General features: G+C 62.2%; 7 protein-coding genes and 1 pseudogene. 7 read left to right on the top strand and 1 reads right to left on the bottom strand.

Going from position 1 to position 12,147, the window contains the following annotated elements:
* Nucleotides 1–59: 59 nt before the first annotated feature.
* Nucleotides 60–275, bottom strand: a complete 216-nt coding sequence (locus GRB96_RS09405; protein ID WP_161431901.1) for a PA3496 family putative envelope integrity protein — start codon at nucleotides 273–275, stop codon at nucleotides 60–62.
* Between the two features lie 214 nt (nucleotides 276–489).
* Here GRB96_RS09405 and hexR point away from each other — a divergent pair, with 214 nt between their 5' ends.
* The 7 genes and pseudogenes from hexR to GRB96_RS09370 all read left to right on the top strand — a co-directional run bounded on the left by hexR (nucleotide 490) and on the right by GRB96_RS09370 (nucleotide 12,086).
* Nucleotides 490–1,353, top strand: coding sequence for a transcriptional regulator HexR (gene hexR / locus GRB96_RS09400; protein ID WP_161431900.1), 864 nt, complete (start codon nucleotides 490–492; stop codon nucleotides 1,351–1,353).
* A 202-nt stretch (nucleotides 1,354–1,555) separates the two neighbouring features.
* On the top strand, nucleotides 1,556–3,757 hold the full coding sequence (uvrD, locus tag GRB96_RS09395) for a DNA helicase II (RefSeq protein WP_161431899.1): 2,202 nt from the start codon (nucleotides 1,556–1,558) through the stop codon (nucleotides 3,755–3,757).
* 725 nt (nucleotides 3,758–4,482) lie between these two features.
* Nucleotides 4,483–6,153 carry a c-type cytochrome gene (locus GRB96_RS09390; RefSeq protein ID WP_161431898.1) on the top strand — a complete coding sequence of 557 codons (1,671 nt, stop codon included), beginning with the start codon at nucleotides 4,483–4,485 and terminating at the stop codon, nucleotides 6,151–6,153.
* Complete coding sequence (locus GRB96_RS09385; RefSeq protein WP_161431897.1) at nucleotides 6,150–6,836, top strand: TorD/DmsD family molecular chaperone; 687 nt, start codon at nucleotides 6,150–6,152, stop codon at nucleotides 6,834–6,836. The genes GRB96_RS09390 and GRB96_RS09385 overlap by 4 nt, the downstream gene beginning before the upstream one ends.
* Complete coding sequence (gene torA, locus GRB96_RS09380; RefSeq protein ID WP_161431896.1) at nucleotides 6,833–9,349, top strand: trimethylamine-N-oxide reductase TorA; 2,517 nt, start codon at nucleotides 6,833–6,835, stop codon at nucleotides 9,347–9,349. The genes GRB96_RS09385 and torA overlap by 4 nt, the downstream gene beginning before the upstream one ends.
* 196 nt (nucleotides 9,350–9,545) lie before the next feature.
* Nucleotides 9,546–10,799: pseudogene (locus GRB96_RS09375) on the top strand (IS256 family transposase).
* Nucleotides 10,800–10,997: 198 nt separating this feature from the next.
* Nucleotides 10,998–12,086: a TRAP transporter substrate-binding protein gene (locus GRB96_RS09370; RefSeq protein WP_161431895.1), complete on the top strand. Its 1,089-nt coding sequence runs from the start codon at nucleotides 10,998–11,000 to the stop codon at nucleotides 12,084–12,086.
* Nucleotides 12,087–12,147: the final 61 nt, after the last annotated feature.

Below are 12,147 nucleotides of genomic sequence, written 5' to 3'. Positions count from 1 at the left end.
TGGGCGAATGCCCCGACGAGCCCCGCCCTGGCGGGGCTCGTCGCGTGATGGGGTGGGGGTCAGTGCATGGCGTCTTCGGCGAGTTCGTCTTCGGGCAACTCGGCGATGTCACGCGACAGCCGCTTGAACTCGTCATGCAATTCGATGCCGCGCCGGGCACGCAGGTGGCGCTGGGCGGCGGTGCGGCTGCGCTGTTCGTGTTCCTGGACTTCCATGCTCATGAAGATGTCGAGGAGTTCGCTCTTCAGGGAGGTCAACCGTTCGGCCTTGTGCATGATAAACACTCTCCTTGGACGCTACGCGACACTGCATTTATTACTATACCTCACTTGACAGAATGATGACGGCGTGGGCGTTCTTCCACAACGCTGTGCCAACGCTCCCCGCGAAAGGCCGCGCTGCCCATCCCGCATCGCCTTCGGGCATACTGTAGGCAGATACCATGATCGCCCCGTCGCCGCCCTGCGGTGGCCAGCCAAGGAGTTCCGCGTGAGTCGTGCCCTGTTCGATGAGATGAGACGCCGCATGGAGCATTTCCGCCGCTCCGAGCAGAAGGTGGCCCGCTTCGTGCTGCGCAACCCCGAGGAAGTGATCCATATGCGCATCGTCGACCTGGCGACCGAGGCCAAGGTCAGCGAGCCTACGGTGGTGCGCTTCTGCCGGGCGCTGGGCTGCAACGGGTTCCAGGACTTCAAGCTCCAGCTGGCGCAGATGCTGGCCACCGGCAGCCAGTTCGCCCAGTTTTCGATGAACGACAGCGACTCGGTGGCGGAATTTTCCCAGAGCATCTTCGACTCCACCGTGGGCACCCTGTTGTCGGTGCGCGACCGCCTCGACAACGAGGCGCTGAGCAAGGCGATCAACGCCCTGGCCATGGCCAACCGGGTCGAGTTCTACGGCTTCGGGGCTTCCGGAGCGGTGGCCTTCGATGCCCAGCACAAGTTTTTCCGCCTGCAGATCTCCACCGCCGCCTATGCCGACCCGCACATGCAGAACATGTCGGCGGTGACCCTCAAGGAGGGCGACGTGGTAGTGGCGATCTCCCAGACCGGGCGTACCCGGGCGCTGGTGGCCAGCGTGCGCCTGGCGAAGGAGGCCGGCGCTACCGTGATCGGGCTCTGCCCCAGCGGCTCGCCGCTGGCCGAGGAGGTCACCCTGCCGCTGTATATCGATGTCCACGAGGACACCGAGATCTACACCCCCATGAGCTCGCGCATCGCCCACCTGGTGCTGGTCGACGTGCTCGCCGTGGGTGTGGCCAAGACCCGTGGCCCCAAACTTGCCGAGCAGCTTCGTGAAGTGAAGAAGAGCCTGACGCCGCTGCGCTTCCCGGAGCAGGAAGGGAAGCCCTAGAACAAGGGGCGCCGGGGACAAGCCGAAGAGGAGGTCCTACGCCAGGGATGGCGTCGGTAGCGCCCAGGGATGGGTTCACAGCGCCTCCTCGCAGGCTTGTCGACGGATCAGCCCCGACTCCCTCCGGTTTGTTACGGCTCCGGCTCTGAATGGGCCAGTATGCTAAGCTATCCGCCCATTTTCCGAGCAGCGATGCCTTCCCATGGACGACGTCACGGCGATCCTCGACCACCTGAATGCCGCCCAGCGCGAGGCGGTCAGCGCCCCCCAGGGCAACATGCTGGTACTGGCCGGGGCCGGCTCCGGCAAGACCCGGGTGCTGGTGCATCGCATCGCCTGGCTGATGCAGGCCGAAGGGCTCTCCCCCTATGCGGTGCTGGCCGTGACCTTCACCAACAAGGCGGCGCGCGAGATGCGCACTCGCCTGGAAGCGCTGCTGGGCCTCTCGCTGCGCCACGTCTGGGTGGGCACCTTCCACTCCATCGCCCATCGCCTGCTGCGCACCCACTGGCAGGATGCCCGCCTGCCCCAGCATTTCCAGATCATCGACTCCGATGACCAGCTCCGCCTGGTCAAGCGGCTGATCAAGGAGAACGACGTCGACGACGAGCGCTTCCCGCCGCGGCAGGTGCAGTCGTTCATCTCCGGCTGCAAGGAGGAGGGGCTGCGTCCCCACCAGGTGGACGTCCACGGCGATGCCTACCTGAGTCAGATGGTCGAGCTCTACGAGCGCTACCAGCTCACCTGCGAGCGCGGCGGCCTGGTGGACTTCGGCGAGCTGCTGCTGCGCAGCCTGGAGCTGCTGCGCGACAATCCCGCCCTGCTGGCCCACTACCAGGAACGCTTCGCCCACGTACTGGTGGACGAGTTCCAGGATACCAACACCCTGCAGTACGCCTGGCTCAAGCTGCTCACCGGCATGACCACGCCGATGACGGTGGTGGGTGATGATGACCAGTCGATCTATGGCTGGCGCGGCGCCCGGGTGGAGAATATCCGCCGCTTCGAGCGTGAGTTCACCGCCACGAAGACCGTGCGCCTGGAGCAGAACTACCGCTCCACCAGCGCCATCCTCGAGGCCGCCAACGCCCTGATCAGCCACAACGCCGAGCGCATGGGCAAGACGCTATGGACAGCCGGCGAGCGCGGCGAGCCGATCTCGGTCTACAGCGGCTTCAATGACCTCGACGAGGCGCGCTTCATCGTCGATACCCTGCGTGAACGGGTCGAGGAGGGCGTCAATCGTCGTGAGATCGCCATCCTCTACCGCTCCAACGCCCAGTCGCGGGTGATCGAGGAGACCCTGATCCGTCAGGGCGTGCCCTATCGCATCTACGGCGGCCATCGCTTCTACGAGCGCCTGGAGATCAAGAACGCCCTGGCCTACCTGCGCCTGCTGCTCAACCGCGACGACGACGCCTCCCTGGAGCGGGTGATCAACGTGCCGGCCCGGGGTATCGGTACGCGGACCGTGGAGCTGCTGCGCCAGCGTGCCCGGGAGGCCGGCGTCTCGCTGTGGCAGGCGCTCCATGACGGCCTGGCCGATGGCTCCCTCAAGGGACGGGCCGGCAGCGCCCTGCAGGCCTTCGCCGACCTGATCGACGCCCTGGACAACGACAGTGCCGGCCTGGCGCTGCACGAGATCATCGACCATGTCATCGCGTGTACCGGCCTGCTCGAGCACCACCGCAACGAGCGGGGCGAGAAGGGCCAGGCCAGGGTCGAGAACCTCGAGGAGCTGGTCACCGCGGCCAGGGCATTCACCCAGGGCGAATCCTTCGACCCGCCCGAGGCCGGCGAGGGCGCGGTGGCGCTGGAGGCCTTCCTCTCCGAGGCGGCGCTCAACGCCGGCGAGCACGAGGCCGACGAGTTCGAGGACAGCGTGCAGCTGATGACCCTGCACTCCGCCAAGGGGCTCGAGTTCCCGGTGGTGTTCATCGCCGGGGTGGAGGAGGGGCTCTTCCCCCACCGCATGTCTGTCGAGGAGCCGGGGCGCCTCGAGGAGGAGCGCCGCCTCTGCTACGTGGGCCTCACCCGCGCCATGCACAAGCTCTACCTGACCCACGCCGAGATTCGCCGGCTTCACGGCAAGGAGACCTTCCAGCGCGCCTCGCGCTTCCTGCGCGAGATTCCCGAGGAGTACCTGGAGGAGGTGCGCCTGCGCGGTCAGGTGTCGCGGCCGGTGACCGCCTCGCGCCCTGCCGGACTGCGCCAGAGCGAGGTCAACGGCGGCGACGACCTGCCCTCCCTCTCCCTGGGCCAGCGTGTGCGCCATCCGGTATTCGGCGAGGGGGTGATCCTCAACGCCGAGGGCGAGGGGCCCCGGGCGCGGGTGCAGGTCAGCTTCGAGGGCGAGGGGGACAAGTGGCTGGTGCTGGGCTTCGCCAAGCTGACGCCGCTGTAACTTTAGGTGTTTTGCGAAGCCCTGGGAGAGGCCGAGGACCTGTGCAGGGGGCGCATGCACTATATCGAACATGGTAGCGGCGACCCGCTCCTCTTCCTGCATGGGCAGCCCACCTGGTCTCGCTAGCCTTGATCTGCAGACAACTGGAGCCACACGAACTCGAGGCCTATCGTGCGCCCTGGAAAGGTCGGCAAGGAGTCGGAGACCATCTATCGGATGCAAATGGTCTATGTATCATGGCTTGAGCAGCTGTTTGAAAAGCAGCTGCTCCTGATCGTTGATAAAGTGCCGCCGCATTCTACGGCTTAAATCGTGAAGTGAGTCGTCGGTGAGGCCAGTCTCTCAGATCGACAGTTAGCTTGTTCCCGCCTTCCATCCACCCACTGGCCAGACCGGCTGTGTACGCCGCTGCTGAAAAGCGTCATGGGCTGGATCGATATCAGCGACATCGCTTCCTCTCTGCCATGTGACTCACTCCCTCAGCTGGATTGCAGTAATGTCCCCATTTGAGGGCAATCAACGTTTACTCAACACGATAAATTTCCCATGTTGAGGCCTATGCTGCCCACGGGGGAAAGAAAAAACAAGTTAGTTGAATTCCATAAATATAGGTTTGATATAGGTCAAACAATGCTGGCAGGAGGTTTATTGCCCTACGATATTGGCTTAGAGTCGTGACAAGAAGGTAATGATTCGCCTATTACGGCACCGACCGGGAGCAAGCCATGCCAAGCAAACGAAAGAAGATTTCCATCTCGGTAGCCGCCGTCGCCGCTGTCGGCGCTGCCGGCTTCCTGGTGCTAACCTCGCCATGGACCTGGTCGTTGACTCACAGTCTTCCACCGACGGCCGGTGCTGACGGTGCGGCGGATATCGCAAACGGTAAACGCATCTTTATTGCTTCTGACTGCGCTACCTGCCATGCCACCACAGGACAGGACAGTCATGAGCTACTTGGTGGTGGCAAGGTGCTAGACACCGAGTTCGGCAAGTTTCACATGCCCAATATCTCGCCGGATCCGGAGCATGGTATCGGCGACTGGACGCTCGAGGAGTTCGACCGCTCGGTGCGCCAGGGCGTCAGCCCCGGTGGCCTTCTGCCTGATGGCAAAAACCTCTATCCGGCGTTCCCCTATACCTCTTATCAGCGGATAAAGCCGGAAGATGTGCGTGACCTGTACGCCTACATGATGACGCTGCCGGAAAGCGGCAAGGTCGTGCCGGATCATGAGCTCAAATTTCCCTACAATCTCCGTCGTGGCATCGGTGTCTGGCGGCTTTTCTTCCTGGATGGCAAGAGTGCGGGAGAAATGGGAGCTGACATTGCCGACCTTCCCGAAGGCATTGATCACGCCAAGTTCGAGCGCGGCCGCTACCTGGTTGAGGGGCCTGCACACTGTGTGGAATGTCACTCGCCGCGTACCTTCATGGGGAATATTCCCGACGGCAAACGCTACGCCGGCGGCCCGGATCCCGAAGGGCATGGCTATATTCCGAATATCACGCCGGACGAGACCGGCATCGGCTTCTGGTCTACCGCGGCAATGGCTAACTACCTGCATACCGGGGTCAATCCGATCGGTCGCGAGTCGGGCGCAGATATGGCCGAGGTCATCGAGAACACCTCACAGCTGCCGTGGGAAGACCTGCAAGCCATGGCGACCTACCTCAACAATATACCGGCCGTTGAAGCACCCGCTCCGGGTATGCCCGAACCGAACTTCACCGAAGAGGTGGTGATGCTCGATACCGCCGTCGATAATCGTCCCCCTCTGCCGACCAGCGACCCGCAACAGATTGGTGAAGGTGATACGGTCTTTGTCGCCGGTACCAAGTCGCTCTACACAACCGCCGAGCTGGAGGAGGCCGAGGGCGAGGACGGTAAGCTTCTCGGTGGTACCGAAGCCAGGGTGCTCGCCAAGCAGGGCGATAAGCTACAACTCGAGGTTTCTGGCTGGCAACCGGAAAATGCCCCGTCGGTTATCTATCAGGCAATCGGCCAGCGCGTGATCATGGCCGCCCTCGGTGATGATGCCGTCGCCGCCACCGAGCATGGTGAAGTGGAGGTCGATCCCAACACGGATCAGGTCTGGCGACCGGTCACTCTGCAAGCCTGGAGCGATGCAAGCGAACTCAACCTGGATCAGGAGGTGCTCTGGAGCTTCAGCGAGAATGCCTATCAGGAAAGCTGTTCATCTTGTCATAGCCTGGCGGGAGAGGATCACTTCACTGCCAACCAGTGGATCGGTACGCTCAAGTCCATGAGGCGTTTCACCAGCTTTACCGATGATGAATACCGGCTGATTCTTTCCTATCTGCAGAACCATTCCAGTGACCTTGGAGCCGAGAGTGGCGAAATGGTCGTCGAGCATGCCAGCGAGGGGGTGCCGCAATGAGTCGCGACGCTATCGTCGAAGGCCGCATTGCCGGCCCGGATTCCAGCGCGCTGATTGTCGCCACCGAATGGTTGAGCGGTATCTTCATGGCCCCGATGACATCGGGACAGGTGGTACAGACCAGCGCAACGCCAGGTCAAGAGGTGTTGAGCTGGATGGGAGAACAACTGGACGTGTCGGCAGCGGCGGAAGCTCTCTGCCGAATCCTCGATCAGGACGATCCTGAAAAACTGGCCGTTCATCTGCAGCGCCGTTATACGGCGCTGTTCGAGGGCATCTTTCGGCATCGTGCCGTGCTGCCCTACGAGAGCGCCTGGCAAGGGCAAAACGGATCGACGCTAGGCGGCGAATCCGTCGTCGAGATGAAGGCAGTGCTGCGCGCGCTCGATCTTCATGTCAGCAATGACTGCTGTGAGCCGCCGGATCATCTTGCCATTGAGCTGGCGGCCTTGGCGGCAGCGCTTCGTGACGACCGGGACACGGTCGCGGCGGACCTGGTGCGCCGTCTGCAAAACTGGGTGCCAGCATTTAATGAAGCATTGAGCCGACAAGACCCGGATGGCTTTTACGCTGCCGCAGGCGACCTGTTGCTCGCCTCCATTGATAAAGCGCCTACCGCACTGGTGAGTGTACAACATGCCACGGCGTCCGTTAACGAACAACGTGAAGGAGCATTTGCATGAGCAAGAAAACTGATGAGTTGCGCGTTGTATCCAATGCGGACGTTGCTTCCCCGGGGCGGCGACGCTTCCTGCAGGGTTCGGCTGCCACCGCAGCCTTAAGCGCCATGCCATTTTCACTTTCGTTCCTGAGCAAGGGGGCGCTTGCCCAGGAGGCAACAAAGGAAGTCATTTCCGGTTGTCACTGGGGAGTGTTCAAGGGCGTCGTCGAGGATGGTCGCGCTGTCGAATTCAAACCCTGGGGGGATGATCCCCAGCCTACACCCATGCTTCAGGGAGTTCGTGATTCGATCTACTCCGCTTCGCGTATCCGTTATCCGATGGTGCGTCGCGCCTGGCTTGAGCAGGGGCCGGGAGCCGATCCTGACGGCCGTGGTGACGGCGATTTCGTGCGGGTCTCCTGGGACAAGGCTATCGAGCTAGTAGCCAATGAAATCACCCGAGTACGCGAGCAGCATGGGCAGCAAGCGGTCTATGGCGGCTCCTATGGCTGGAAGAGCCCCGGCAAGCTGCATAACTGTAAAACGCTGCTACGCCGCATGTTGAACCTGACCGGTGGCTTCACTTCCAGCATCGGGGACTATTCGACCGGGGCGGCCCAGGTCATTCTGCCTTACGTTACCGGCTCGATAGAAGTCTATGAGCAGTGCACTACCTACCCGGTGCTAGCCGAACATACGGACCTGATGGTGTTTTGGGGCTGCGACCCCCACAACAACTCACAGATCTCCTGGCAGGTGGCGGATCATGGCGCCTTCCCTGGCATCGAGATGCTCAAGGAAGCCGGCGTGAAGGCCATTTCCATCGACCCGCTCAAGACCCTGACCTGCGACTATCTCGACGGTGAGTGGATCGCGCCCAAGCCCCAGACCGATGTTCCTCTGATGCTGGGTATCGCCCATACGCTGCTGAGCGAAGATCTGCACGATCAGGAATTTCTTGATCGCTACACCAGCGGCTTCGAGGAGTTCAAGCCCTACTTGACCGGCGAGTCCGATGGCCAGCCCAAGGATGCGGAGTGGGCGGCGGAAATTTGTGGTATCGACGCGGATACCATCCGCGATCTTGCCCGGCGTTTTGCCAGCAGTCGCACCATGCTGGCGCTCGGCTACTCCATGCAGCGTCAGCATCACGGCGAGCAGTCCACCTGGATGCTGGTCACACTGGCCTGCATGCTGGGCCAAATAGGCCTGCCCGGCGGCGGCTATGGCTTGAGCTATCATTACTCTTCCGGCGGTGCGCCGACCCACAATAGCCCTATTCTCAAGGCGATCGGCGATGGGGCTGGCGGTGGTAGCGGCGGGTCAGTCGATGAGTCCGGCAGTGATGTCATGATCCCGGTCGCGCGTTTTGTCGAAACGCTGTTGAACCCCGGTAAGACCATGCAGTTCAATGGCAGCGAGATCGAGTTGCCGCTGATCAAGCTCGCCTATTGGGCGGGGGGCAACCCCTTTGCTCACCACCAGGATCGCAACGAGATGCTCAGGGCCTGGCGGGAGCTTGATACTTTCATCGTCAACGATTTTCAGTGGACGGCCACTGCTCGCCATGCCGATATCGTGCTGCCGTGTACCACTTCCTACGAGCGCAATGATATCGAGCAGGTCGGTGACTATGCACTCTCTCATATAGTGGCAATGCGGCAAGTCGTCGAGCCTCAATTCGAAGCGCGGGATGATTTCGACATCTTCGCCGCCATTGCGGACAAGCTGGGCAAGGGTCGGGAGTTCACCGAAGGTCGCTCGGAAATGGATTGGATTCGTGGGTTTTACGAATCTGCCAAGATCGAGGCTCGGGCCAAGGGTATGGAAATGCCGGTCTTCGATGTATTCTGGGAATCCAACAAGCCCCTTGCGTTCCCGCTGGAGGACGAAAAAAAGTACTTCGTTCGCCATGCGTCCTTCCGCGAGGATCCGATTCTCGGCGCACTGGGTACCGCCACCGGCAAGTTCGAGATCTATTCGCGAGCGATCGCCGGGTACGGTTACGATGACTGCCCGCCGCATCCGACCTGGCTGGAGCCCATCGAGCGCCTCGACGGGCCCGACACCCAGTACCCACTGAGCATCGCCAGCAATCACCCCCGCGGCCGGCTGCATTCGCAGCTCTGTGGCACGGAGTTCCGCAAGACCTACGCGGTGCAGAATCGTGAACCCTGCTGGATGAATCCACACGATGCGAAGGCTCGGAATATCAAGGATGGCGATGTGGTGCGGGTCTTCAACGATCGCGGACAGATTCTCGCCGGTGCGGTGGTGACCGAAGACGTCATGCCGGGGGTGGTGCGGGTGTCGGAAGGCGGTTGGTTCGATCCCCTCAATCCCCGCGAGATCGGCAGCCTGTGTTGTTACGGTGACGTCAACAACCTCACACCGGGGATTGCCACATCCAAGCTGTCCCAGGCCAATTGTGGGCAGACCGGCGTAGGGGACGTCGAGAAGTTCGAGGGCGACCTGCCCGAGGTGCTGGTCTTCTCGCAACCTGAAATCAGGAGTGGTTCTAGCGAGGCCAGCTGAGGAATGGTATTTACCGGGACTGAATGGGCCGCTAACGTGGCCCATTTTTTTAGGTATATTATTGTGAGATTGCCTTGTGAGAGGGGCTCTGCCGAAGAGTTAAGCTCAGGTCTGGTGTATGGGAGGAAGTAGGAAGGGTGGCGTATCCTGTTGATTGATCACGACCAAGATCTCAACCAACACGAGTGGATACGCCATGACCGATTCTACCCTCCGGGCTCTTTCACAACCAGAACCCCAGGTCGCTGACCCGCTTCACGAGTTGCTGCGCCAAGGTGCCCGTGACCTGATCGCCAAGGCTGTTGAGGCCGAACTGGCTACCTTTCTTGCGCAGTATGCCGATCAGCGGCTCGACGATGGACGTCAGGCCGTGGTCCGCAACGGCTACCTGCCCGAGCGCACGGTGCAGACCGGGATCGGGGATGTCAGCGTGCAGGTGCCCAAGGTGCGTGACCGCAGCGGCGGTGGCGCTCGTTTCAACAGCAGCCTGCTGCCGCCCTACCTGAAGCGGGCCAGCAGCATCGAGGAGCTGATCTCCTGGCTCTACCTCAAGGGGATCTCCACCGGCGACTACCAGGAGGCCCTGGCGGCGCTGTTGGGCGATCAGGCCAAGGGGCTGTCGGCCAACACGGTGTCGCGGCTCAAGAAGCAGTGGGAGGCCGAGCATGCCGAGTAGCGGAAGCGGGACCTGAACGGTCGGCGCTACGTCTACTGGTGGGCCGATGGAATCTACAGCAAGGTGCGCATGGATGACCGCCTGTGCCTGCTGGTGATCATCGGCGTCACCGAGCAGGGCCGCAAGGAGCTGGTGGCCGTCGAGGACGGCTTCCGCGAGTCGGCGGACAGCTGGGAGACGCTGCTGACGGGCCTGAGAGAGCGCGGCCTGAGCACGGCTCCCAAGCTAGCGGTCGGCGACGGTGCCATGGGCTTCTGGGCAGCGCTGAGCAAGATTTATCCGGCGACCGATCATCAGCGCTGCTGGGTCCACAAGACCGCCAACGTACTGAACAAGCTGCCAAAGTCGGTGCAGCCCAAGGTCAAGGTCGATCTCCATGACATCTGGATGGCCGAGACCCGCGATGAGGCACACAAGGCCTTTGATCGCACGGTGAAACGCTTCGAGGCCAAGTATCCCAAAGCGATGGCGTGCCTGGCCAAGGATCGGGACGAGCTGCTGGCGTTCTACGACTACCCGGCAGAGCATTGGGTGCATATCCGCACCACCAACCCGATCGAGTCGACCTTCGCCACGGTCCGCCTGCGGACCAAGCGCAGCAAGAACTGCGGCTCCCGGGCGACGACCCTGGCGATGGTCTTCAAGCTGCTCCAGAGCGCCGAGAAGCGCTGGAAGCGCATCAAGGGGTTCAGGAAGCTGGAACTGGTCGTGAACAACGTTCGGTTTCAGGATGGAGAGCAAGTAATCGATCAGTCAGACAAGACTGCCGCCTGACTGCCATCCACCAGATTTGACTATAACTCCTGCCGAACTGATCATGCTGCGACTGTTCGGGCGGCATGATTTTCCGTTGACGTTCACGACAGGCCCGCGGCTTGTGAGTCTGTTCAGACCTGGAGCATACTGCCTGGCGGACACTGCCACGCGACAGGCGTGGCGCTCGCACAATAATCCGCACGGAGTCATGCCTGCATGCAACGTCGCAACTTTATCAAGACGCTAGGCGCCGGCGCCGCCGGTGTCGCCGCCGCTCCCTTCGTCTCTACCGCCAAGGCCCAGGAGACCATCACCTGGAACATGGTCACCTCCTGGCCCAAGAATTTCCCGGCCCTGGGTACCGGTGCCAGTGAATTCGCCAAGCGTATCGAGACGCTATCCGGCGGACGCATGCGTATTCGCGTGCACGGTGCCGGTGAGCTGGTGCCGCCGCTGGAGGTGTTCGATGCCGTATCTGCCGGCACCGCCGAGATGGGCCACTCCGCTGCCTACTACTGGCGCGGCAAGGTGGCGGCGGCGCAGTTCTTCACCGCCGTGCCCTTCGGCATGAACACCCAGGAGACCAACGCCTGGCTCTATCACGGTGGCGGCCAGGAGCTGTGGGACGAGGTCTATGCCAAGCACAACCTCAAGCCCTTCCCGGTGGGTAACACCACCACCCAGCCCGGTGGCTGGTTCAAGAAGGAGATCAACTCCCTCGAGGACCTGCAGGGGATCAAGCTGCGCCTGCCCGGCCTGGCCGGCGAGGCCATGAACCGTATCGGCGTCACCACCGTCAATATGCCGGGCTCGGAGATCTTCACCTCCATGCAGACCGGGGTACTGGATGCCGCCGACTGGGTCAGCCCCTACAACGACCTGGCCTTCGGCCTGCACCAGGTGGCCGACTACTACTACACCTCGGCCTGGAACGAGCCCAGTGCGATCCTCGAAGGGACGGTCAACCTGGATGCCTGGAACGCCCTGCCGGACGACCTCAAGGCGGTGGTGACCGAGGCGGCCCGGGCGTCCAACCTGGCGATGATCAGCGAGTTCACCTTCCGCAACGCCCAGGCCCTGGAGACCCTGGTCGACGAGCATGGTGTCGAGCTGCGCAGCTTCCCCGAGGATGTGATGAAGGCGCTCTATGAGGCCTCCCAGGAGGTGATCGCCGAGCAGGTCGAGAACGATGCGGACTCGAAGAAGGTCCATGACTCCTACGTCGCCTTCCAGAAGCTGGTGCGGCCCTCCAACGACGCCGGCGAGTTCGCCTACCTCAAGGCTCGCGAGGCGGTCGGTGCCTGAGCGAGTCGTTCATCGCGACCGGGCCGGTCAGGTAACACACAGCGGGGGCGCCGAATGGCGC

It is taken from the genome of Halomonas alimentaria (assembly GCF_009902005.1).
Lineage (GTDB): Bacteria > Pseudomonadota > Gammaproteobacteria > Pseudomonadales > Halomonadaceae > Halomonas > Halomonas alimentaria.
This window is presented reverse-complemented; position numbering and strand designations above follow the sequence as displayed.

Coding starts and splice junctions, on each gene's coding strand:
- GRB96_RS09405 (WP_161431901.1), bottom strand. CDS start 275: ATGCACAAGGCCGAACGGTTGACCTCCCTGAAGAGCGAACTCCTCGAC.
- uvrD (WP_161431899.1), top strand. CDS start 1,556: ATGGACGACGTCACGGCGATCCTCGACCACCTGAATGCCGCCCAGCGC.
- GRB96_RS09390 (WP_161431898.1), top strand. CDS start 4,483: ATGCCAAGCAAACGAAAGAAGATTTCCATCTCGGTAGCCGCCGTCGCC.
- GRB96_RS09385 (WP_161431897.1), top strand. CDS start 6,150: ATGAGTCGCGACGCTATCGTCGAAGGCCGCATTGCCGGCCCGGATTCC.
- torA (WP_161431896.1), top strand. CDS start 6,833: ATGAGCAAGAAAACTGATGAGTTGCGCGTTGTATCCAATGCGGACGTT.
- GRB96_RS09370 (WP_161431895.1), top strand. CDS start 10,998: ATGCAACGTCGCAACTTTATCAAGACGCTAGGCGCCGGCGCCGCCGGT.